The sequence below is a fragment of the Dermatophilus sp. B7861-1 genome (genome assembly GCF_058996045.1).
Genome location: NZ_CM180082.1, coordinates 2,301,349 through 2,323,174, shown reverse-complemented (window position 1 = coordinate 2,323,174; position 21,826 = coordinate 2,301,349). Strand labels below are relative to the sequence as shown.

The window sequence follows — 21,826 nt, the reverse complement described above, 5'->3', positions numbered from 1 at the left end:
GTTGTTGCTGTTGCGTGGATGTGGCGTCGATGGCTCGGGTGCTGGTGGCGGATGCTGTTGGGGTTTTTGTGAGTGTTGATTTTTATGGAAGCGGAAGTATGCAGTTGAGTCGTTGTGAGGGTGTTGTGTTTTCGGTTTTTTTGGAACGGATTGGTGGTGCGGGGCGTCGGGCGTGTCTGTTTGGGGTGGGTTTGGTTGTTGCGGCGGTGGTGTTGCTTTGTGTGGTGATTCCGTTTTTTGTGTGGACGCGGTTGGGGCAGCGTGTGGATGAGCGGTCTCGTTGGTCTGCGCTGTTGCCGCCTGAGGTGAATGAGCGGTTTGATGCTGTGTTGACGCTTGTGAGTGTTCCTGCGGTGGCGGTGGGTTTGTTGGTGGTGGTGGGGATTGCGTTATTGCGTCGTCGGTGGGATTTGGCGGTGTTCGCGATTGTTCTTGTGGGGTTGGCGAATGTGACGACGCAGGTGGGGAAGGTGGTGATTCCGCGTCGTGATGTGGGGATTGGGGCGGAGAATACGTTGCCTAGTGGTCACATGACGGTGATTACGGGGTTGGCGTTGGCGTTGTTGGTGGTTGTGCCTCGGTTGGTGCGGGTGCCGTTGATGATGTTGTCGGCGTTTGCGTGCACGTTGGCTGGCGCTGTGATTGTGGTGATGCGGTGGCACCGGCCCAGTGATGTGGTTGCTGCGGTGGGAGTGTTGGCCCTGTGCTCTGGTGTCGCGGTGTTGGTTGCTGTGTGGTTGAGGTCGCGTGGTCGGGGTGTGGGGTTGGAAGGATCTTTGTCGGTGCGGGATGTGGTTGCGTATGGGGTGGTGGCTTTGGCGGGGTCGGTGGCTGCTGGGGTGGTGTTGATTGCGTTGGGTTTAGTGGCTCATGAGGAGCCGAGCAATGTGGTGGTTGCTGCAGTGACGTTCGGGGCGATTGGTGTGGCGACGTGTGTGTTGATGGTGTTGTCGGTTGTTGCGGTGGATGAGCTGGATTGTGTGTCGGTGGGCTCATCCACCGCGGTGGGGAGTTAGGCGACTAGTGGTGCGGTGATGAAGCCGAGGATGACGGTGACGAGGATGGCCACTGTTCCGGGTAGGACGAAGGGGTGGTCGAGGACGAATTTGCCTACACGGGTGGAGCCGGTGTCGTCCATTTCCATGGCGGCGACAGTGGTGGGGTAGTTGGGGAGGAGGTAATAGTTGGCGACGGCGGGGTAGCTGGCGAGGAGCGCGATTGCGGGGAGTTTGAGGTTGACCAGCAGTGGCATGAATGCGGTGGTGGTTGCTGCGTGGGAGAACATGAGTGGGGCGGCGAAGTAGAAGAAGACTGCTGCGAGCCAGGGTTGTGCCTGGAGGGGGCCGGCGAGGGCTGCTTTGATTTCTTCCATGTAGTTGCCGACGAATACGTTGCCGAGCCAGGCCAGTCCCATGATGCAGATGGCCGCGGTCATGCCGGAGCTGAAGGTGTTTTGGGTGGCGATGAGTTTGGTGGGTTGTTTGGCTACGACGCAGATAAGAGCTGCTGCGGCGAGCATGATTGCCATGATGGCCGAGGTGGAGTCGATGGGGGCGTGGGCGATGAGTCCGAGCTGTTTTGAGGTGACGGTGGCGTAGGTGACCACGAGGATGAGGGCGATGAGGAAGATGATGAGGCTGGGGACGGCGCTGGGGGCGGGTTTGTATGTGTGGGTGGTGTTGGCTGCGTTTTTGCGGATGAGTCCTTGGGCTAGGCGTTCTTTGTAGATGGGGTCGTCTTCGAGTTCGCATCCTTGGCGGGAGGAGACGAATGCGCCGATCATGCAGCCGATGAAGGTGGTGGGGATGACAATGGCTAGGCATTGGAGGTAGCCGACGTTGAGGGGGGTTAGAGCGACGGCTAGGGCGACCATTGCCGCTGAGATGGGGGAGGCTGCGACGGCGACTTGGGATGCGACGACGGCGATGGCTAGGGGACGGGAGGGCCGGATTTTGTGCTCTTTGGCGACGTCGACGATGACGGGGATGACGGAGTAGGCGGTGTGTCCGGTGCCGCAGAGCAGGGACAGCATGTAGGTGACGAAGGGTGCTAGGTAGGTGATGTGTTTGGGGTGTTTGCGTAGGAGTACTTCGGTGAGGTGGACGAGGTGGTCGATGCCTCCGGCGAGCTGCATGGCTGCGACGGTGCAGATGACGGGCATGATGATGCCGATGACGGACCAGGGGACGTCTTTGGTGGCGGTGGTGTGTAGGCCTGTTGCGACGAGGATGACGACGCCTGCGCCTCCGGCGAGTCCGATTCCTATTCCCCCCAATCTGGCGCCGATGACGATGAAGAGGAGGGCGATGAGTAGGTGGAACCAGATCATGAGGGGCTCCCAGGGGGTGGGGGTGTTAGGCGCTGGGTCGCGTCGTGGATTGTGCGGCGAGTCTAACTCTGTGTTGGTTTAGAAGTTGGTGAGGTCGTGGGGCGCATTGGGCCAGGTGAAAAGGGTTGCGACGCGGTGTAGATCACGTTTTTGGGTGAGGTGTGCTTTGTCTTGGAGGATGAGGTCGGGCAGGGTGGGGATTCCACCTCCTCCGCCGAGCCATAGGCTGGCCAGGGCGTTTATGTCGATGTGTAGGTGTGGGGTCTGGGGATTTGGGGTGTTTGTGGGGTGGCAGGTGGCTTGGCCGTTGGTGTTGATAGTGAGGATGTAGGTGCCGTCGGTGAGGTGGAGTGGGTCGGTGATAGTGAGGTTTATCTCACCGGGTAGGGGGTAGGTGCGTGCGTTGAGGGCGGCTGGCACATCGAGGATTCGGGTCCATAGGCCATCCCAGATGGGGCCGGATTGAGCAGCGCGGGGGTTGCTGAGGTACCAGGGCAGGGGTAGGTCGGGGTGTCCTAGGGCGTAGTCGATTTCGGTGATGAAGTCGGTGTTGGCGCAGTGGCGCCATAGTTCGCGTTCTGCGGTGGGGGTGCTGGCGCGTAGTTCGTGAATGGTCATGCGGTTTTCGTGGCGTCCCATTTTCCAGCCGTCGGGGAATGAGTAGGAGACTGCTCCGTCGATGTTTCCGTTGTTGTCGGTGTGGGCGGCGAACCATCGTGCTGGGGTATTGGGGGAGTAGGTGGTGGGGTCGGTGTGGTGTTTCCAGTAGGTCAGGGGTGCGGTGATTGTTCCGGGGTGTGCTGCGCGCACGGCTGTTTCGATGTTGGTGAATATGGTGGCGGCTTCGTGTGGGGTGATGATGCGTATGTGTCCGCTGGGTTGGCTGAGGAAGTGGCTTCGGTCAGGTCGTAGCGTCCAGGCGGTTCGTGCTGCGGACATGCCGAATCCGTAGCGGCCGTAGATTTCCCATTCGGCTGCGTGGAGGGCGGCGCAGACGTTGCCTGCGTTTTTGGCGCGGTGTAGTTCGTTGGTTATCCAACGTCGGAGGATGCCTTGCCTTTTGTGTGTGGGCAGGACGACGACGTCGCTGATTGCGGTGGTGGGGACGTCGGCTCCGCCTGGTAGGGAGCACATGGAGTCCATAGATAGGAAGGAGGCGACGGCGGGTGTGTTGGGGGCGGCGGTGTCGTGGATGACGGTGGTACGGAATCCGTCTTGGCTTAGGGATTCGGCGTAGGTGTCGAGGTCTGTTTTGGTGAGTCGGGGTGAGTGGAATACGAGTGATTTGAGGTTGAAGACTTCGCGGACTTCATCCAGGTTGGTGGGGTTGATGAGGCTGGTGCGTAGTGTTTCTGAGTCCTGTTGGGTTGGGGGGTGTGGGGTGCGGTCGTTCATGTTTTCCACAGTATCGACGCTGGCGGTGGCGGGGGCGTGGAATAGCACCTTCGCTTCTGATGGCCTTTTGTGTGACCCACGGCCACTACTCTTGAGTTGTGCTAAGGACTAACGCAGCCGTCCTCGCGGGTAAGGCCACTCGGCTCGCTTCGCGTCTCCGTACGGGTGGACGTTCGGGAGGGTCGGCGTTGCCCGGCCTGGTAGCCGAGCGTCTCGATCCAGGTTTTCTTCGTAACGCGCTCGCTGACACGCACGGCGGGATTGTTGTTGTCAGTGGTACTAACGGAAAAACCACTACGACGAAGATGCTGGTAGCGGTGGTGCGTGCCCACGGGTTCTCGGTTTTTTCTAACCCGACTGGCAGTAACTTCACGCGTGGGGTCATTTCCGCGATGCTCGATGAGATCGGTCCTTCGGGTCGGTTGAAGGCTGATTACGCGATTCTGGAGTTGGATGAGGCTCATTCGATTCGTTTCGCGGAGGCTGTTGAGCCTACGCATGCGTTGCTGTTGAACGTTGCTCGTGATCAGTTGGATCGTTTCGCCGAGATCGACTACACGGCGCGTCTTTTGGAGGATTTGGCTAGTCGCACCACGCACGGTGTTGTGTTGAACCGGGATGATTCTTTTATTTCTCGGGCTGCGCAGAATGCGGATGTTCCTGAGGCGACGTGGTTTGGTTTGGACCCATCAATCGCTGATCGGGTAGCTGAGCTGCAGGAAGCGGATGTGCGTGAAATTCCTGAGGGTGGTGCTGGTGCCTCAGGTCATGCAGGTGTTCCGGATCCGGGGCCTGCTGATGGTTTGCTGCGTACGATTGATGAGCGCAAGTTCGCGATCGATTTTCCTGGTGCCGACACGGTTGGGCCGTTGGAGCTTCAGCAGCGTGGTCTGGCGGCAATGATTAATGCCACGGCGGCCACGTCGATGGCTAAGCGTCTCCTGGGCGATCGGTTCGATGCGCGTGTGGCTGCGGCGGCGTTGGCGTCGGTGGCTCCGCCGTTTGGCCGTGGTGAGGTCATTCAGGCGGGCGATTCGAGTCTTGAGTTGGTGTTGGTGAAGAACCCGGCGGGTTTCTCGGTGGCGTTGTCCACGTATGGGGGAACTCCGGTTCCGACGATGGTCGCGATTAATGACAACACTGCTGATGGGCGTGACGTCAGTTGGTTGTATGACGTGTCGTTTGAGTCGTTGCGGGAGCAGGGTGTGTATGCGACGGCAGGTATCCGTGCTTATGACATGGCGTTGCGGCTGCGGTATGACGATGTTGAGGTCGGTAGCGTCATTCCTGATTTGACGGAGGCTCTCGATACTTTCTTGGCGGCTCATCCGGGGCAGCCGCTTCGACTTTTCTGCACTTACACCGCGATGATGTCGCTGCGCCGCACTCTTGCTGAGCGCTATGACCTTCCCGACATCGGACAGGACGCGTGAAAGCGATGACTATTTCGAGTACTTCTGTGTCCGAGGAGATGCATGGTTCGGGCACGTTGACCGCGGCAGATGCTCCGGGAGCGTTGCAGTCGGGGTCGATGGCTGACAGTTATCACGGCCCGGTGAAGGGCAAGTTGAAGATTGTTCACTTGTATCCGCGTGAGATGAGCATTTATGGCGACTTTGGCAACGTGCGTGCGTTGCAGGTGCGTGCGCAACGTCATGGGTATCAGGTGGAGGTGCTGGCGCATCATCCGGGAACGGTTTTGCGTGATGACGTAGACATCATCGTCGGTGGTGGTGGTCAGGATTCGGGTCAGGCTCGTGTTGAGGATGATCTGGCCGCCAATGGTGACATGTTGCGGCATTTGGCTGCTGATAAGGCGCCGATGTTGGTGGTGTGTGGCATGTACCAGTTGTTGGGCCGTGATTTCACGACGGTGGCTGGTAAGCGGTTGCCGGGGCTAGGCATTTTGGATGTGACCACTACTGGTGCGGAAACGCGCATGGTTGGCCCGGTGGTTATTTCGGGCAAGTTTGGTGAGATGGTCGGGTATGAGAACCATTCGGGCCGGACTTTGCGTGGGCCAGAGCAGGCTGCGTTGGGAACGGTGTTGTATGGCCAGGGTAATGATGGTCAGGATGGCACTGAGGGTGCGGTGAAAGACAACGTGTATGGCACGTACTTGCATGGCCCGGTGTTGCCTTCTAACCCTGCGTTCACTGATGAGCTGCTTCGGGCTGCGGTGGAGCGGCAGGATAAGGGTGGGTTTGAGCCTGAGGCGTTGGATGACACGTTGGCTGATGAGGCTCGGCATCGTCAGGTAGAGCGGTTGTTGGCTGGGTATGACGATGGTGGTTCGTCGGTGTTGCCTAGTGTCAGGGATGTGGCTCGGGCCGCTTTGCGTCGTGCTCGAGCGATGCGTCGTTGAGCGTGATTGTGTGTGGTGGTTGGTGTGTGACGTGAACGTGTCACTAACCAGAGAGTGAGTCCCACTGCACCAAAAGGGATTTCGAGTAGGTGGCTGAAGAGGGCGAAGAGTGCCACACCTGCTCCGGTTGAGGCCGGATCTGCTTCGAGTGCGATAAGCACTGCGGCGGATCCGGCCTCAGCTATTCCCAGGCCTCCGGGGGTGAGGGGCACTGCTGTGGAGAGTCTTCCGATGGCGAAGGCAGCGAAAGCTATTGGCAAGGAGACATGAACGCCGGAGAGAGTGATGCAGGCGGTGAACAGGAGGAAGTAGACAGCGAAGAAGCCCACTACTCCGAAGGTGAGTTGGTGCCAGCGGTTGTGGGCTAGGCCGATGATGCGGGTGCGTAGCGTGAGGGCGTTGGTGGCGAAGTGGGTGTGGTGGTTGGGGCGTAGGTGTTTGTTGATGGTGTCGGCGAGTGTGCCCAGTGTTGTGGTTGCGCGGCGTGAGGTGATGAGGGCGATTCCTGTGGTGACGGTGATGGTGCCGATGAGGGCGCCGAGGGCGACTCCGCCCCAGATGGTGGCAGGGAGCCTGGTGGAGTGGGTGAGTAGCAGGAGAGCAGCGAGGACGGGCAGGGCGGCGCGGATGAGGATGTTCCACACTGTGGTGATCAGCATGGATGAGGTGATGGTGGTGACTTCGAATCCCCAAGATCGCCACATGGCGAAGTTGAGTGCGGTGCCGAAGGCGCCGCCTGCGGGCAGAATGTTGCTGATGCATGAGCCGGCGAGGTTGCTGGTGAGGGCTTGGCTGTGGCTCAGGCCGGGCAGGGAGGCTTTGAGGGTGAAGGTGTAGCAGTAGAGCCCGGTCATCATGAGGGTGAGCAGGCCGAGGAAGTTGAGCCAGCCGACTCCGGTGATGGTGTGGAGAATTTCGGTCCAGGTGGTTTCGGTGAGGGTGGGGAGTAGCCAGCCGAGTAGGGCGATGGTGATGCTTAGGCTTGCGGCGGTGTGGAGTGTGCTGCGCAGGAGTGTTGATGGTGTTGTCACGGCGTGGTTTCCCAGATGTTGTGGGCGGGGTGTTTATGGGTGCGGGGGGTTGGCCCGGTGAACCATTCGCGTCCGAGGATGAGGTTGAACAGTGGTGAGGGCAGGTTGCTTAGGACGTTGAGTGTTCGGGTGGTGCGGCCTGTTGTTTGTGAGGTGTGTGCGCGTAGGGCGTTGCGTTTGGCTGTGCTGTATTGGCCGATGCTGATGCGGTGGGTGATGAGGTTGCGGGGGGTGTAGGCGTTTTCGAATGTGCTGCGGTCGAATTCGGGCGGGAAGGGGTAGAGGCGGGTTGCGATGCGTAGGGCTTGGGTGATGAGTTCGCGGGGGATTGTTGCTTCGAGGAGCCGGGTGCCTGTGGTGGCGGAGGCGGCGCGGACTACTTCGTGGAGTTTGATGTGGTCGCGGTGGCCGTATCCGCCGGCTTTGTCGTAGCCGATGACGAGGTCGGCGTGTTCGTTGCGCAGGATGTTGGCCAGTTGGGTGGCGGCGTGGTGGGTGTTGGTGCGTGCGAATCGGGTTGTGTGGGGAGGGTTGGGGGGGATGGTGGGGCCGGAACCGGAGTCTGCGTAGCCGAGTCGGATGACGTTGTGTGCGCCGATGGCTGCTGCGCTGAGGTGGAGTTCGTTGATTCGGGTGGTGCCGAGGTCGCCGTTTTGGTGGTAGCGGGGGTCGGCTTCGCCGAGTTCACCGTCGGTGGCCACGACGAGGATGACGCGGTCTCCTGCGGCGGCTGCTTTGGCGAGGGTGCCTGCCATGAGGAGTGCTTCGTCGTCGGGGTGGGCGTTGACGGCGACGATGGTGCGGCTCACATCGGTCAGTGTGTCATTGGTGGCTGGTGGTGGTTGGTGGCGTGTGGCGGTATGTCGGGCGTGGCAGGGTGTTTGGGTGCGTATTGCTTTGGTTTCGGATGTTTTTTTGCCGCGTCTGGGTGGGATTGAGGTGCAGGTGGATCGGTTGGCGCGGGGGTTGGTCAGTGCTGGGCATGAGGTGGTGGTGTTGACGATTACGCCGGGAGCGCAGGTGGATATGGTTGAGGGTGGGGTGCAGGTGTTGCGGTTTCCGTTGCCGGTGCGGTTGCCGGGGTCAGTGGTGGTGAATCCGGCGGGGGCGGGGTGGTTGCGGTCGGTGTTGGGTGAGGGTGGTTTTGATGTGGTGCATGTGCATATGGGGGTGGTGAGTCCGTTTGCGTTTGATGCGGTGCAGGTGGCGGCGCAGTTGGGGTTGGCGCATGTGGTGACGTGTCATTCGTTGGTTGGTGGGGCGGGCAGGTTGTGGTTGCGGTTGTCGGGGCGGGTGGATCGGTGGGTGCGTGGTGGTGCGGTGTTGTCGGCTGTTTCAGGTGTTGCGGCGCAGCGGTTGGCGGCGGCGTCCGGGGATGTGGAGGTGGAGGTTGTTCCTAATGGGGTGGATACGCAGGTGTGGCGTCGGTGGTGTGGGGTCAGGCCGCGTGCTGGTGGGGTGCGGGTTGTGAGTGCGATGCGTTTGTCGAGGATTAAGCGGCCGGTGGCGTTGTTGGAGTTGGTGCAGGTGGCGCGGGGGTTGGTGCCTGGGGTGCCGATTACGGTGGAGGTGGCCGGGGACGGGCCGTTGCGGCCGGTGTGTGAGCGGTGGGTGAGTAGGCATGGTGCTGGTGGGTGGGTGCGGTTGCGGGGTCGGTTGTCTCATGCGGAGTTGGTGCGGATGTATGGGGGGGCGGATGTGTTTGTGTCTCCGGTGGTGGATGAGGCGTTTGGGATTGCTGCGTTGGAGGCGCGGGCGTGTGGGGTGCCGGTGTTTGGGCGGGTGGGTAGTGGGGTGGGGGAGTTTGTGCGCTCGGGTGTTGATGGGGTGTTGATGGATAGTGACGTTGGGTTGGCGCGGGCGGTTGCGCGCTGTGCGGTGGATGGGGTGTGGATGGCTGGGTTGCGTGAGCAGGCGGGTGCTGAGTTGCCGGAGCGGTTTGGTCAGGGGGCGATTGTGGCTGGTGCGGTGGGGTTGTATGAGCGGGCTGCGCGGGGGGTGTGATGTGTTTGACGTGGATTTGTTGTGGTGAAAGGCAGCTTTGGGGCCGCGGCGTTGGGGGTGAGGGGACAGACTGGGTGTGTAGCTGAGCCGGTCGTGGTTTTTCCGTGATCTGTCAGATGGCGGCGTTGCCAGGGCGCTGTTACCGGCTGTTCTTGCCCGTGCACCCGGGCTGTTGTGAAGGAGTTGTGCCATGGCGGATTTCGCCTATGAGGACTTGCTGCCTGTTGGGAAAGACATACAGACCCCGTTTCGCAAGTTGACGTCGCAGGGCGTGCGTGTGTTGGAGGGGCCAGGTGGTCGTCGTTTTCTTGAGGTTGAGTCTGAGGCGCTGCGCCTGTTGACGGAGACAGCGATGCATGACATCGCGCATTATTTGCGGCCGGGGCATCTGCAGCAGTTGCGGAACATCCTCGAGGACGAGGAGGCCAGTGACAATGACAAATTTGTGGCCTCTGACTTGTTGAAGAACGCGGGGATCGCTGCCGGTGGCGTGTTGCCTATGTGTCAGGACACGGGGACGGCGATTGTTTCAGCGCATCGGGGGCAGCATGTGCTTACTGCTGGTGATGATGCTGAACCCATTTCGCGGGGAGTGTTTGATGCTTATACGAAGTTAAATTTGCGGTATAGCCAGAACGCTCCGGTGACGTTCTTTGAGGAGAAGAACACGGGCTGCAATCTTCCTGCGCAGATCGATATTTATGCGGATACGCATCCAGGGCATGAGCTGGAGTATGAGTTTTTGTTCATGGCTAAGGGCGGCGGTTCGGCGAATAAGAGCTACTTGTTCCAGGAGACGAAGTCCATTCTTACTCCGGAGCGAATCATGCCGTTCTTGGAGGAAAAAATCCGCAGTTTGGGTACGGCGGCGTGCCCGCCGTATCACTTGGCGATTGTGGTTGGCGGTACGTCTGCGGAGAAGGCGCTGCAGACGGCTAAGTATGCGTCAGCGAAGTACTTGGATAATCTCCCGACCACGGGTAACGCGGCTACGGGTCGTGGGTTCCGGGACCGTGAGATGGAGGAAAAGGTTCTTGAACTGACTCGTCAGATCGGTATTGGTGCCCAGTTTGGTGGTAAGTATTTCTGTCACGATGTGCGGGTGGTGCGGTTACCGCGTCATGGTGCTTCGTTGCCGGTGGCGATCGCGGTTTCGTGTTCGGCGGATCGGCAGTGTCTGGGCAAGATCACTCCGGAGGGGGTGTTTGTGGAGCAGCTTGAGTTTGATCCGACCCAGTATTTGCCAGCCCCCACTGAGGATGAATTGGGTGGGGAGGTTGTAGAGATCGATTTGCGGCGTCCGATGTCTGAAGTTTTAGCGGAGCTGACGAAGTATCCGGTTAAGACGCGTTTGTCTTTGACGGGCACGCTTGTGGTGGCCCGCGATATCGCGCACGCAAAAATCCGGGAGCGTCTTGATAAGGGTGAGCAGATGCCCCAGTATCTGAAGGATTATCCGGTGTATTACGCCGGTCCTGCGAAGACTCCCGATGGGATGGCTTCGGGGTCGTTCGGCCCCACGACTGCCGGACGCATGGATAGTTATGTTGACCAGTTCCAGGCTGCGGGCGGATCGATGGTGATGCTTGCTAAAGGTAACCGTAGCCAGGCGGTGACGGATGCGTGTGCAGTGCATGGCGGTTTCTACTTGGGTTCTATCGGTGGTCCAGCTGCACGCTTGGCGCAGGATTGCATCACGAAGGTGGAAGTTTTGGAGTATCCGGAGTTGGGTATGGAGGCGGTGTGGAAGATTGAGGTGAAAGATTTCCCTGCCTTCATTGTCGTTGATGACAAAGGCAATGATTTCTTTGCTTCTGTCGCGGCGCCGGTGACGATGTCGATCGGGAAACGTCCGGGGGTGGATGCCGCGCACAACAACACGGATGTTGATGCCGCTGCAACACAAACGAATTGACCGTTACGGCTGGGGGTGTTCCTACGCCTGCAGATATTGCACGAGCGTAGGAGCACCACCGGTGCGATTGTGGGGGCGGGTCCGGGGGCTGCTGTTTAGGGTGGGCTCATGTCTCATGAGCACTCTGGTAATAGCGACGCCACATACTTCAATGACGCTGCGAAAACGTGGGACAGTCCTGAAAAGACTGCCCGTTCACAGCGCATCGCGGATGCTATCCGGCAGCGCATTCCGATGAGTTCGGCGTGGCGTGTACTTGATCTGGGTGCTGGTACTGGCCAGCTTGGCCGTGCCTTGGCTGAGCAAGTGGCGCATGTCCTTCTCATCGATACATCTGAGGGCATGATTGATGTTGCTATGGATGCGATTGCTGATCACCCTCGTGTTCAGGCTCGGGTTCATAACCTTCTCGATGAGCCATTGAACGATTCCTTTGATCTTGTTGTCAGCGCGATGGCTCTTCACCACATTCCTGACACCAGGGCTGCTTTGCGAAGCATTCGGGGAGCGCTCGCACCGGGAGGTTGGGTTTCGCTGGCGGATCTTGATCATGATCCAGAGAATCTTTTTCATGCGGATACGCACACTGGGCACCGGGGTATTGAGCGAGATGTGTTGCGGGAAGATCTGGTGCGGGAAGGTTTTGTTGATGTGCAGGTGGAGACGGTGGCCACGGTTGTGAAGGCTAAGGGTGGTGTTGCTCGCGAGTTCAGTGTTTTTCTTGCGACGGGGCATCTGTAGTGTCTTAGGTGTTCTTCCCCCGGGGCTGGTGGCAGGGTTGAGGGTATGCGTATTGCTCTTGCGGGTTACTCCTATGGTCGTACTTTGCATGCTCCGTTGATTGCGCAGGCGGGTGGGAAGATCGTTGCTGTGGCGACTTCGCACCCTGATCGGGTTGCGCAGGCGAAAGCGGATTTACCGGGGGCGATGGTGGTTCCTGATGTGACTGCGTTGGTGGATGTTGTTGCGCGCGTTGGTGCTGATGCGGTGGTTTTGTGCACTCCTACGGGTAAGCATGTTGAGCATGTGCGTCAGGTGATTGCGGCGGGGGTGCCGTGCGTGGTGGATAAGCCGATGGCTGTTTTTGCTGATGAGGCTGATGCGTTGGTTCAGCTGGCACGTCAGGAGCGTGTGCCGTTGACGGTGTTTCAGAATCGGCGGTGGGATGCCGGTCCGTTGGCGTTGGCGCAGGTGGTGCAGCGGGGTGATTTGGGGCAGGTACGTCGTTTTGAGATGTCGTTTAGTCGGTGGCGTCCGGAGCCGAAGCAGCGGTGGAGGGAGAACGCTGATTGGCGTGAGGGTGGTGGTGTTCTTAACGATTTGGGGCCGCATGTGATTGATACTGCGGTGCAGGTGATGGGGCCAGTTGCCAGCGTGTATGCGGAGGTGAACGCGTTTACTACTCCTGCGGATGATGATGTTTTGCTGTGGTTGCGTCACGTGCGTGGTGGGTCTTCGATTTTGCGGGCTAGTTCGTTTGATCCGTTTCCTGCGCCTCGGTTCCGTGTGACGGGAACGAAGGCGGCGTTTGTGTATGAAGATGGTCCGGACACGATTGGTGTTTTGCCGGAATTGGCTGATGCTCAGGGCGGAACAGGGTGGGTGTATGCGGGCTCTGAGCGGTGGCCCGGTCCAGCGGTGAGTGAGACGGGTGCGGAGTTTTATCGGATTTTGTCGGCTGCGTTGCAGGGTCAGGGGTATGAGGATAGGCAGGCGGGGATGCCGGTTGATCCTATGGATGCGGTGCATTCCATCCGGGTTGGGCAGGCGGCGCGCCTTAGTGCTGCACAGAGCCGGGTTGTCCAGGTGGAGTGAATCGGGGTCGGGGGTGTTCTGGTTGTGCAGGTAGGTGTTGGGCAGTCGTTAGTGTGGGTGTATGGCAACTACTTTCACCGTCCTTGGTCTTATGCACTGGCTTGGGCTGCTGCTCATCCTGGTTGGTTGGGCGATGTCCTTCGCGGCCCGTCGGATTCATGCGTTGATGGTGTGGGGTGCACGCCTGCAGCTGTTGATTGGTTTGGGTTTGGTGGGTGTGCTGGAGATGTCTGGCGGCACGGTGAACCACATGATGGTCGGGGTAAAGCTGCTTGTTGCGGTTGCTGTTGTTGGTTTGTGTGAGGCGTCGAATGCGAAGGCTAAGCGTGGTCAGGATTCGTTTACGTTGGCTCATGTGGCACTTGGGTTGACGTTGGTCAACACCGTGATTGGGCTGGGGTTTATGGGCTGATCTTCCTGGTGGAGTACGGCGTGTGATGCGCCGTGCGTGAGATTGTCGGCGTGTTGTCAGGCGGCTGTCCCCGCGTGCTGGTGGGGATGGCCGCCTACAGTTATCGGTGATGAGCAACCTGTTCGAGAATGTGCCTTTTGAGGCTCTGGGCGATGTTGTGCCGAAAGGGCCTGTAACTGCGAGTGATGTGGATGGAGCTGGGGGATGTGTGCCTGCTCCGCAGGAGTCACCTGATCATGATTTGGGGGGTGTGAGGCGTCCTGAGGGGCGTTCGGTGTTTGATGCTGCCGCGTTGGTGGAGGGATTGAACGAACCACAGAAGCAGGCGGTTTTGCATGAGGGTGGGCAGTTGTTGATCGTCGCTGGTGCGGGGTCGGGCAAAACGAGGGTTTTGACGCATCGAATTGCGTATTTGTTGGGGGCTCGTGGTGTCCAGCCGGGGCAGATTCTTGCGATCACTTTCACCAACAAGGCTGCTGGTGAGATGCGTGAGCGAGTTGAGCAGTTGGTGGGTGGTAGGGCGCGGGCGATGTGGGTGAGTACGTTTCACTCTGCGTGTGTGCGTATTTTGCGGCGTGAGGCCGACAAGGTCGGCATGAAGAGTGGTTTTTCTATTTACGATGCTGCTGATAGTCAACGTTTGATGGCGTTGGTTATGCGTGAGCTGAATATTGATACTAAACGGCACACTCCGCGCAGTTTTGCTCACCGGATCAGTAATTTGAAAAATGAATTAATTGATTCGGATGAGTTTGCTTCTCGGGCTCGCTCTGAGGGTGCAGAGGTCATTGATGGAATTGTTGCTGATGTGTATTCGGAATATCAGCGAAGGCTGAGGCAAGCGAATGCTTTTGATTTCGATGACCTCATTATGGTGACGGTTCATATGCTGCAAGCTTTCCCGGAGGTTGCTGAGTATTACCGTCGTCGGTTCCGGCACATTATGGTGGATGAGTATCAGGATACGAATCATGCCCAGTATGCGTTGGTTCGGGAGCTAGCTTCTCCTGTCCCAGAGAAACCTGCTGATCCCGAAAAGGGATTGCTGTCGCAATCCTGGGTTCCTGGGGCTGAATTAGTTGTCGTGGGTGATTCTGATCAGTCAATTTATGCTTTCCGTGGGGCAAGTATCCGAAACATCAATGAATTCGAACAAGATTACCCTGATGCCACCACGATTGTTCTTGAGCAGAACTATCGTTCCACGCAAACTATTCTTTCTGCAGCTAATGCTGTTATTTCGCAAAATAGTGAGCGTCGCCCGAAGAAGTTGTGGAGTGAAGGTGGTGCGGGGCCGAAAATTGTTGGTTATGTGGCAGATTCTGAGCATGATGAGGCTGCCTTCGTTGCGCGGCGGATTGAACAGCTTATAAAGAGCGAGTCTGTGAAACCGCACGAAGTTGCTATCTTTTATCGCACTAACGCGATGTCGCGTGCTCTTGAAGAGGTGTTGGTGCGAACTGGGCTTCCGTACAAAGTTATTGGCGGAACTCGTTTCTATGAGCGCCGTGAGGTAAAAGACGTTTTAGCGTATTTGAAAACAATCGCTAATCCTGCGGATACGGTTAACTTGCGCCGCATTCTTAATGTTCCCAAACGTGGTATTGGTGACCGCGCTGAAGCTCTTGTTGCTGATTTCGCTGATTGTGAGCGTATTACGTTTGTTGAGGCGTTGGGGCGTGCTGATGAAATCCCGATGATGGCTAAACGCTCTGCGAATGCGGTTCGTTCATTCACCACTTTGTTGGAGGCGCTCCGCAATGTTCTGGAGGATGGAGTTGGCGTAGCTGGGTTGGTCGAGGCAATTCTTGAACAGTCGGGATATCTTGACGAGCTGCGCGGAAGTAAGGATCCGCAGGATGAAACTCGCTTGGATAACCTTGCGGAGCTTGTTTCGGTGGCTCGGGAGTTCGATGAAGAGCGCGAAAGTCGGCGGTTTGAGGCCCAGACTGCTGCGCATGAGGAAGCTGTCGCGGATGCGCTAGCTCAAGGGAAAGACTTACCCGTGAAGACAACGTCAGCAGAGGCAATGGCGGATGACCCTTTGGATGAGCTGACTGAGTTTCTTGAACGCGTCTCGTTGGTAGCAGATTCGGATGATGTCCCAGATGAAGCGGTTGCTGCAGGGGGCGCAGAAGCGCAAGCTTCGGGTGAGTATGAGGGCGCAGTTACGTTGATGACCATGCACACGGCGAAAGGGTTGGAGTTCCCCGTGGTGTTTGTGGTCGGGATGGAGGATGGGACGTTCCCTCATTTCAGGGCTTTTGAAAGTTCCCATGAGATGGAGGAGGAGCGCCGTTTGGCTTACGTGGGCATTACACGCGCGAGGGAACGGTTGCATGTATCGCGGGCTGTGGTTCGTTCTGCGTGGGGCACTCCGAAATACAATCCGCCTTCGCGATTTCTTTCGGAGATTCCGCAGGAGTTGGTGGAGTGGGAAAGAACAGAGGCTGCTGTAAGTGGGGATTTGCGTGTGGCTCCGGCGGTGGCCACGTTGTCTTCGGCGTCGCGGGTGAGGCCAGTTGCGAATCGACCGATTATTGCGCTAGTTCCCGGTGATCGGGTAACGCATGATTCGTTTGGCCTAGGGCGTGTGGTCCAGATTGAAGGTGAGGGTGATCGCACAATTGCGCACGTTGACTTCGGTGAGAGCAAAGTGAAGAGGCTGTTGCTGAGGTATGCACCGTTAGAGAAGCTGTGATGCGGCAACGAATATGTTGATGGGGTCGCGATATAACGCGACCCCATCAACATGCTATTTATTGCCATTGTGATGCTCATGGAGCAGCGCGACGGCAGTCCATGTGCTCTACACGTGAGGTGCGGGTGTGGATATCGCAACGCGTCACGTGCCTGGGTGCGAGTGTGTACATGCCCCCGTCACTGCAGTTGCAGCGACAGTGAACGCACTTGCTCCCAGAAGGTGGTAAAGCGTGGATCGACGTAGCTGAGACACACCTAACACTCAACCATGGGCTAGAGGTAGCGCAGGTTTGGAGTATTCCCGCTCCCGGATGGTAGGCGCACTCGATGACAGCCTGGGTCGTAGGGCAGAAAAGCAGGATGAGATTTCTGACCTATTACCGGCTGTTGGTGCAGCCATTCATCGGAACGATTGTCTCAGCTGAACGTCGAGCCCGGGGAGTCGGGCCGCCTTTTTATACCCCCAGGCGACCCGATCTCCTCGTAAGAAGTCTGTGGATTTCGTCAGGGACGAACACCGCGGGCGTCAAGCCACGGCAGGGGGTTGATCGCACGACCCTTAATGCGGACTTCGAAGTGCAGGTGAGGTCCGGTGGAGTGTCCAGTGTTGCCGAGTTCACCGATCTTCTCGCCAGCCTTGACGCGCTCGCCGACCTTGGTGGAGAAGCAGTTCAGGTGTGCGTAGCGGGTCTGCGTGCCATCGCCGTGGTCGATGTAAACGACCTTGCCGTATCCAGCAAGGTTGCTTGCCACGGTGACGCGTCCGGCTGCAACGGCGCGGATCGGGGTTCCCTTACGGCCAGCGAAGTCAACGCCCTTGTGCATGCGGCCCCAGCGCATTCCGAAGCCGGAAGAGATATGGGTTCCGGTAACGGGAGCGGCGAAGGCGAAGGACTTAACTGCGGCCTGTGCTGCGCTGGAAGCAGCGGTCTGTCCGGCGATTGCGGGGGCGGCTGCTTCAGCGGTGCCGTTGCCCACTAGGCCGATGCCGGCTGCCAGAGCAGCTGAAGCGACAATTCCGCGTCCGACGTTGTTTTGCTGTTTTTGCGCTCGGTGGCGTCCCTGGTATTGCGACATCGTATTCCTTCTTAAGGGGTGCGGCAGTTGCTGCCGCGTTTGCACGCGGCGTACCCCACTTCCCCAGATGAAGCACAGGGAATCCTCGACCGACTCCTTCGACGGTGATGCGTGGTCGAGCAGGGTGGCATATGCCGATTCGCCATCAGGGGGGCGAACGGGGGTGACACTACCAACTCCGTTATGGATTTGTGACATGAGGTCACACCACATCGCCGCGACACGCCGATGATAACGTTTACAAAATTCTTTTTGGGAAAAAAATATATGTATATACGACTGTTGAATATGCTGGTCAATAACTATATTTCGCTGACCGCGATATCTTTCCGGTGTTGAAACTCACTTTTCCTGTACCTTCGAGATGTCATCTGCAGAAGTAAACCGCGGCAGAGTGCGCCAGTGACGCATGAGCCACCCGACGACAATGAGGTTGTCCCTCGTGGATCTTTTCGAATATCAAGCCCGAGACATGTTCGAGAAGCATGGTGTTCCCGTGCTTGCTGGTAAAACCGCTGATACTCCTGCAAAGGCCCGTGCTGCTGCTGAAGAAATCTCAAGCGGAGTAACTGTGGTCAAAGCCCAAGTGAAAACTGGCGGCCGGGGTAAAGCTGGGGGAGTTAAGGTCGCCAAAACCTCGGATGAGGCTGAAAAGTATGCTGAGCAGATCCTCGGGATGGACATCAAAGGACATACTGTACACCGAGTGATGATAGCGGCAGGCGCTCAGATTGAAGAAGAATACTACTTCTCAATCCTGCTAGATCGAACTAACCGCGCCTATCTTGCCATGTGCAGCAAAGAGGGCGGTATGGAAATTGAACAACTTGCCGTCGAGCGCCCTGAAGCGCTAGCGCGTGTAGCGGTAGACCCGAACGTGGGTATTGACGAGGCAAAAGCAGACGAGATTACTGCTGCTGCAGGATTTGACGCTGATACAGCAACAAAAGTTGCGCCAGTACTTATGAAGCTGTGGGAGGTCTATCGTGACGAAGATGCCACGCTTGTTGAAGTGAACCCTCTCGTCAAAGTTGCTTCCGGCGAGATTGTTGCACTAGACGGAAAAGTCACTCTTGATGACAATGCAGCGTTCCGTCAGCCAGGCCATGCTGACCTAGTAGACGAAGCTGCCGAGGACCCTCTAGAAGCGAAAGCTAAGTCGCTTGGTCTTAACTACGTGAAGCTGGATGGCAACGTAGGCATTATCGGTAATGGCGCAGGGCTAGTGATGAGCACCCTCGATGTCGTTGCCTATGCAGGTCAAGAGCACACCGGTGGAGTGAGCAAGCCGGCTAACTTCCTTGATATCGGTGGTGGTGCTTCTGCTGAGGTTATGGCAAATGGGCTGGACGTCATTCTCGGAGATGAGCAGGTCAAAGCCGTGTTCGTAAATGTGTTCGGTGGGATTACTGCATGTGATGCGGTAGCGAACGGCATCGTAGGTGCACTCAACAAGTTGGGGGATAAGGCGACCAAGCCTTTGGTGGTTCGCTTGGATGGCAACAACGTCGAGCAGGGGCGAGGCATTTTGGCTGACTACGGTCACGCTCTTGTCACCATCGAAGACACCATGGACGGCGGTGCCCGCAAGGCTGCCGAACTCGCTGCGGCGAGCCACTGATCTGCGAGCACTTGAGAGGGAACAAATGTCTATTTTCCTTAACGCCGACAGCAAGATCATTGTTCAAGGCATGACCGGCTCTGAAGGTATGAAGCACACGCAGCGCATGCTGGCAGCTGGTTCGCGCATTGTTGGCGGTGTTAACCCGCATAAGTCGGGTCAGCAGGTGAGGTTCGATGCTGGGCACACTGTTCCGGTCTTTGGCACAGTGGCCGAAGCGATGGCCCAGACAGGTGCCAATGTCTCGGTAGTCTTCGTGCCCCCAAAGTTCGCTAAGGACGCGGTGATCGAGGCAGTAGATGCTCAGATGCCATTGCTCGTGGTCATCACAGAAGGTATTGCGGTCAAGGACACTGCCGAGTTCTTCAACTACGCGCAGGCCAAAGGGACTACACGGATTATTGGTCCGAACTGTCCAGGCGTCATCACTCCTGAGGTGTCGAACGCAGGCATCACGCCGGCAGACATCGCCCCTACAGGAAAGCTCGGGCTTGTTTCTAAATCAGGCACATTGACGTACCAGATGATGTACGAGTTGCGGGACCTTGGATTTACCACGGCAATCGGTATCGGGGGTGACCCGATTGTGGGAACCACGCACATTGATGCGATTGCGGCTTTCGAAGCTGACCCGCAGACCGAAGGCATCGTCATGATCGGTGAGATCGGCGGAGATGCTGAGGAGCGAGCAGCTGCCTACATTAAAGAGAATGTGACGAAGCCTGTTGTGGGGTATGTGGCCGGTTTTATGGCTCCGGAGGGAAAGACCATGGGGCACGCTGGCGCGATTGTCTCTGGTGGAGCAGGTACGGCTGATGCAAAGAAAGCCGCTCTTGAGGCTGCTGGAGTAAAGGTGGGGAAGACTCCTACGGAGACCGCAAATCTTATGCGCGAGCTCATGACTTCTGAGCTTTGATCCGTTTGCTTGCAGTGTTACCAGATGGGTGTGGGGTTTCTCCTGCCAGGAGAAACCCCACACCCATCTGGTGGGTGCGCGTGTAGGCGTCAGCGGGAAGAAGTTATAAAGGTCAGCCAAAATAGGTGTAGTGGTTGTGTCTTTGTGACTTAGGTGAGGTGTCCTGCGCTGATGGCGCATGCAGCACCGATGAGCATGGCTGGGCCGTGGGGTATGTGCGTGTAGCGATGCGCTTGTCGAGTGAGCAGAAGTGCGAGGGCGGTGATACCGGAGAAAGCAAAGCCAAGCCAGGCACCGATTATGAGGGTGTCGATGCTGTGCCAGCCGAGGATGGCTCCTAGCGGTAGGGCAAGCGTTACATCTCCGCGGCCGAGGCTGCTAGGGGCGCAGTGGTGGAGTAAACGGTAGAGGAGGCGAAGGCTGAGTGCGCCTGCTGCTGCGGTGGCGAGGTGATTGTGCCATCTGGAGGGGTCGTTAGTGATCAGGGTGGTTGTGGCCCATAGAAGAATGCCGGCAGCGAGCAGGACTGCGATGGCGCCAAGGGTCAGCGGTCGGGGTAAACGGTGGTAGCGGATGTCGTTGTAGGTGAGGGGGATGGCCCATAAGAGGAAACCAATGTCCAGGGTGATGGTGATGGTTATCGGGGTGAGCATGGTGTGTCTCCGCTGGTTGTGTTGGTGGCTTCATGGTGGTCGCTGTGAGGTTGGTGCCGCTGGGGTTGTCTGGGGTGATGTGTGAGTGCGGAGGGGTTGTGGAGTAGTTGTGTCTGGGGTGAATGTGTTTGGGGTGTCGTGGTGCTTGGGTGTTTGAGGGTTGGCGGGGAAGATGGGTGGGATGTCTGCGCTACGTATGCCTTCGTTTAAGTTCCGTCGCCGTGGTCCGCGTGGTTCCTCCGCGGGTGAACCGGGTTCGTTGTCGTCTGTGAGTGTGAAGAGGCCGCCGCTTATTGGTGGTGTTGTTGAAGCTGTATGGGCGGCGTTGGTGTCGAGTGTGTTGTTTGTGTTGTTTGTATTAGTGGGGTGGTTGGCTGGTTCGACCGGGTCGGGCTCGGGGCTGGGTGCAGTGGTTTTTGGGCTGCAAACGTGGTTGTTCGCCCAGGGAGTGCCGTTGTTGATTCAGGAGCAAACAGTCAGCGTGGTGCCGTGGTTGGCAGCTGTGGTGCCGCTGGGGTCGTTGGTGTGGGCTGGTGGACGTTTGTTGGGGCGCATGCCGGATGCAGGTGGTTCTGCTAGTTCGGTGGAGTTGACTGGTTCGGGTGCGCGGCGAGATGTAGTTCGTGGTGGGGTCGGTTTTGTTTCTGGGTATGCAGTAGTACTGGTGTTGGTGGCGGTATTGGCCAGAGTTGAGGGGATATCTGCGTCGGTGTTGTGGGCGCCGTTTGCTGGTGTGTGCTGGCCTGTGATTGCTTTTGTGGTTGCTGTTCAGCGTCGGTTTGAGGGTGGTTTGGGACGGGTTATTCCGCGGCTGGGGTGGTTTTGGCGGGTTGATGTTCCTGATTGGGGTAAGCGGGTTGTTGGCCCGGCCGTTCGTGGTGTGGTGGTGTTGTTGGCTGCGGGAGTTGTTGCGGTTGTGGCTGCGGTGGTTGTTGGGTGGCAGCGTGTTGAGGTGGTGAATAGCTATGTGAGTCCGGGTTTGGTTGGCGGTGTTTTGTTCACGGTTGTGCAGTTGGCGTATGCGTTGACGTTGGCTACGTGGGCGGTGGGTTTCGCTGCAGGGCCTGGTTTTTCAATTGGTGAGGACACGTTGATCACGTGGGGTAATGCGAGTGTGGAGCCGGTGCCGTTGGTGCCGGTGTTGGGTGCCTTGCCCGATCCTGGGCCATTACCGGGGTGGATGACGGCGTCGGTGGCTGTTCCTGTGGTGGTGGGGATGTGTGTGGCTGTGTGGGCGTTGCGGAGTGTGGGGAGTGCTTTGCCTGCGGTTGGCGTGCGTGAGGCTGGGCGTGCTGGTTTGGCTCCTAGGTCTGGGCGTGGTTTGTTGTTGGGGCGTTTGTTGGTGGTTTCTGGTGCAGTGCTGTTGTGTGCGGTGATGATGGGCGCGGTTGGTGTGTTGACGGCTGGGTCGTTGGGTAATCAGCGTCTGGTGGATGTAGGAGTTAGTGGTGTGGCTATGGGAGCTACGTTGGCTGCTGAGATGTTGGCGGGTGCGTGGGTGGTGGTGTTTGCCTCGATGGTGTTGCGGGCTCGTTTTGTTTCTCCGGAGGAGAGCGCGAAAGAGCCCGCTACGTCAGGGAGTCGGTGATC

18 protein-coding genes are annotated in these 21,826 nt (G+C 58.1%); 12 read left to right on the top strand and 6 right to left on the bottom strand.

Going from position 1 to position 21,826, the window contains the following annotated elements; genetic code table 11:
* Positions 1-29: 29 nt before the first annotated feature.
* A complete protein-coding gene (locus tag AC2T9U_RS10180) occupies positions 30-1,016 on the top strand; it encodes a hypothetical protein (protein WP_147279125.1) in 987 nt (328 codons plus the stop codon).
* On the opposite strand, the gene AC2T9U_RS10175 is transcribed toward AC2T9U_RS10180, so the two are convergent.
* Both AC2T9U_RS10175 and AC2T9U_RS10170 read right to left on the bottom strand, forming a co-directional pair.
* The gene (locus tag AC2T9U_RS10175; RefSeq protein WP_208302855.1) at positions 1,013-2,329 is read right to left on the bottom strand and encodes an anaerobic C4-dicarboxylate transporter family protein; all 1,317 of its coding nucleotides are present in this window, start codon (positions 2,327-2,329) and stop codon (positions 1,013-1,015) included. The two genes, AC2T9U_RS10180 and AC2T9U_RS10175, sit on opposite strands and share 4 nt — an antisense overlap.
* Positions 2,330-2,407: 78 nt before the next feature.
* Positions 2,408-3,724 (bottom strand): GNAT family N-acetyltransferase, encoded by a 1,317-nt coding sequence (locus AC2T9U_RS10170; RefSeq protein ID WP_493696017.1) that lies wholly within the window; start codon positions 3,722-3,724, stop codon positions 2,408-2,410.
* A gap of 98 nt (positions 3,725-3,822) precedes the next feature.
* On the opposite strand from AC2T9U_RS10170, the gene AC2T9U_RS10165 reads away from it, so the two are divergent.
* The gene (locus AC2T9U_RS10165) at positions 3,823-5,157 is read left to right on the top strand and encodes a MurT ligase domain-containing protein (protein WP_208302857.1); all 1,335 of its coding nucleotides are present in this window, start codon (positions 3,823-3,825) and stop codon (positions 5,155-5,157) included.
* A gap of 5 nt (positions 5,158-5,162) precedes the next feature.
* Positions 5,163-6,089: a type 1 glutamine amidotransferase gene (locus AC2T9U_RS10160; RefSeq protein WP_493696016.1), complete on the top strand. Its 927-nt coding sequence runs from the start codon at positions 5,163-5,165 to the stop codon at positions 6,087-6,089.
* On the opposite strand, the gene AC2T9U_RS10155 is transcribed toward AC2T9U_RS10160, so the two are convergent.
* Positions 5,978-7,120, bottom strand: a complete 1,143-nt coding sequence (locus tag AC2T9U_RS10155; RefSeq protein WP_493696015.1) for a lysylphosphatidylglycerol synthase transmembrane domain-containing protein — start codon at positions 7,118-7,120, stop codon at positions 5,978-5,980. The two genes, AC2T9U_RS10160 and AC2T9U_RS10155, sit on opposite strands and share 112 nt — an antisense overlap.
* Positions 7,117-7,929: a PIG-L deacetylase family protein gene (locus AC2T9U_RS10150; RefSeq protein WP_493696014.1), complete on the bottom strand. Its 813-nt coding sequence runs from the start codon at positions 7,927-7,929 to the stop codon at positions 7,117-7,119. Before AC2T9U_RS10150 ends, AC2T9U_RS10155 begins: the two co-directional genes overlap by 4 nt.
* Between AC2T9U_RS10150 and AC2T9U_RS10145 the strand changes: the two genes are divergently transcribed.
* From AC2T9U_RS10145 to AC2T9U_RS10120, 6 genes are all read left to right on the top strand, one after another.
* Positions 7,874-9,124 carry a glycosyltransferase family 4 protein gene (locus tag AC2T9U_RS10145; RefSeq protein ID WP_493696013.1) on the top strand — a complete coding sequence of 417 codons (1,251 nt, stop codon included), beginning with the start codon at positions 7,874-7,876 and terminating at the stop codon, positions 9,122-9,124. The genes AC2T9U_RS10150 and AC2T9U_RS10145 overlap by 56 nt on opposite strands.
* A gap of 190 nt (positions 9,125-9,314) precedes the next feature.
* Positions 9,315-11,039, top strand: a complete 1,725-nt coding sequence (locus tag AC2T9U_RS10140) for a fumarate hydratase (RefSeq protein ID WP_493696012.1) — start codon at positions 9,315-9,317, stop codon at positions 11,037-11,039.
* A 108-nt stretch (positions 11,040-11,147) separates the two neighbouring features.
* Entirely contained in the window at positions 11,148-11,780 is a 633-nt protein-coding gene (locus tag AC2T9U_RS10135) for a class I SAM-dependent methyltransferase (RefSeq protein WP_115029074.1), read from the top strand.
* 45 nt (positions 11,781-11,825) lie between these two features.
* On the top strand, positions 11,826-12,854 hold the full coding sequence (locus tag AC2T9U_RS10130; RefSeq protein ID WP_493696011.1) for a Gfo/Idh/MocA family protein: 1,029 nt from the start codon (positions 11,826-11,828) through the stop codon (positions 12,852-12,854).
* A gap of 61 nt (positions 12,855-12,915) precedes the next feature.
* Complete coding sequence (locus tag AC2T9U_RS10125) at positions 12,916-13,266, top strand: hypothetical protein (protein WP_115029078.1); 351 nt, start codon at positions 12,916-12,918, stop codon at positions 13,264-13,266.
* A 109-nt stretch (positions 13,267-13,375) separates the two neighbouring features.
* On the top strand, positions 13,376-15,967 hold the full coding sequence (locus AC2T9U_RS10120; RefSeq protein ID WP_493696010.1) for a UvrD-helicase domain-containing protein: 2,592 nt from the start codon (positions 13,376-13,378) through the stop codon (positions 15,965-15,967).
* A gap of 506 nt (positions 15,968-16,473) precedes the next feature.
* Here AC2T9U_RS10120 and AC2T9U_RS10115 read toward each other — a convergent pair.
* Entirely contained in the window at positions 16,474-17,046 is a 573-nt protein-coding gene (locus tag AC2T9U_RS10115; RefSeq protein WP_181815976.1) for a M23 family metallopeptidase, read from the bottom strand.
* A gap of 442 nt (positions 17,047-17,488) precedes the next feature.
* Here AC2T9U_RS10115 and sucC point away from each other — a divergent pair, with 442 nt between their 5' ends.
* Positions 17,489-18,667 carry an ADP-forming succinate--CoA ligase subunit beta gene (sucC, locus tag AC2T9U_RS10110; RefSeq protein ID WP_493696954.1) on the top strand — a complete coding sequence of 393 codons (1,179 nt, stop codon included), beginning with the start codon at positions 17,489-17,491 and terminating at the stop codon, positions 18,665-18,667.
* Positions 18,668-18,692: 25 nt separating this feature from the next.
* A complete protein-coding gene (sucD, locus tag AC2T9U_RS10105; protein ID WP_493696009.1) occupies positions 18,693-19,583 on the top strand; it encodes a succinate--CoA ligase subunit alpha in 891 nt (296 codons plus the stop codon).
* A 149-nt stretch (positions 19,584-19,732) separates the two neighbouring features.
* Here sucD and AC2T9U_RS10100 read toward each other — a convergent pair whose 3' ends face one another.
* Positions 19,733-20,236, bottom strand: a complete 504-nt coding sequence (locus tag AC2T9U_RS10100) for a prepilin peptidase (RefSeq protein WP_493696008.1) — start codon at positions 20,234-20,236, stop codon at positions 19,733-19,735.
* A gap of 181 nt (positions 20,237-20,417) precedes the next feature.
* On the opposite strand from AC2T9U_RS10100, the gene AC2T9U_RS10095 reads away from it, so the two are divergent.
* Complete coding sequence (locus AC2T9U_RS10095; protein ID WP_493696007.1) at positions 20,418-21,824, top strand: cell division protein PerM; 1,407 nt, start codon at positions 20,418-20,420, stop codon at positions 21,822-21,824.
* The last annotated feature ends 2 nt before the right edge of the window (positions 21,825-21,826 follow it).

What these genes read in the sequence shown, in the direction of transcription:
- AC2T9U_RS10180 (WP_147279125.1), top strand. Translation starts at nt 30, where the DNA reads ATGGCTCGGGTGCTGGTGGCGGATGCTGTTGGGGTTTTTGTGAGTGTT.
- AC2T9U_RS10175 (WP_208302855.1), bottom strand. Translation starts at nt 2,329, where the DNA reads ATGATCTGGTTCCACCTACTCATCGCCCTCCTCTTCATCGTCATCGGC.
- AC2T9U_RS10170 (WP_493696017.1), bottom strand. Translation starts at nt 3,724, where the DNA reads ATGAACGACCGCACCCCACACCCCCCAACCCAACAGGACTCAGAAACA.
- AC2T9U_RS10160 (WP_493696016.1), top strand. Translation starts at nt 5,163, where the DNA reads ATGACTATTTCGAGTACTTCTGTGTCCGAGGAGATGCATGGTTCGGGC.
- AC2T9U_RS10145 (WP_493696013.1), top strand. Translation starts at nt 7,874, where the DNA reads ATGAGGAGTGCTTCGTCGTCGGGGTGGGCGTTGACGGCGACGATGGTG.
- AC2T9U_RS10140 (WP_493696012.1), top strand. Translation starts at nt 9,315, where the DNA reads ATGGCGGATTTCGCCTATGAGGACTTGCTGCCTGTTGGGAAAGACATA.
- AC2T9U_RS10135 (WP_115029074.1), top strand. Translation starts at nt 11,148, where the DNA reads ATGTCTCATGAGCACTCTGGTAATAGCGACGCCACATACTTCAATGAC.
- AC2T9U_RS10130 (WP_493696011.1), top strand. Translation starts at nt 11,826, where the DNA reads ATGCGTATTGCTCTTGCGGGTTACTCCTATGGTCGTACTTTGCATGCT.
- AC2T9U_RS10125 (WP_115029078.1), top strand. Translation starts at nt 12,916, where the DNA reads ATGGCAACTACTTTCACCGTCCTTGGTCTTATGCACTGGCTTGGGCTG.
- AC2T9U_RS10120 (WP_493696010.1), top strand. Translation starts at nt 13,376, where the DNA reads ATGAGCAACCTGTTCGAGAATGTGCCTTTTGAGGCTCTGGGCGATGTT.
- AC2T9U_RS10115 (WP_181815976.1), bottom strand. Translation starts at nt 17,046, where the DNA reads ATGTCGCAATACCAGGGACGCCACCGAGCGCAAAAACAGCAAAACAAC.
- sucD (WP_493696009.1), top strand. Translation starts at nt 18,693, where the DNA reads ATGTCTATTTTCCTTAACGCCGACAGCAAGATCATTGTTCAAGGCATG.
- AC2T9U_RS10100 (WP_493696008.1), bottom strand. Translation starts at nt 20,236, where the DNA reads ATGCTCACCCCGATAACCATCACCATCACCCTGGACATTGGTTTCCTC.
- AC2T9U_RS10095 (WP_493696007.1), top strand. Translation starts at nt 20,418, where the DNA reads ATGTCTGCGCTACGTATGCCTTCGTTTAAGTTCCGTCGCCGTGGTCCG.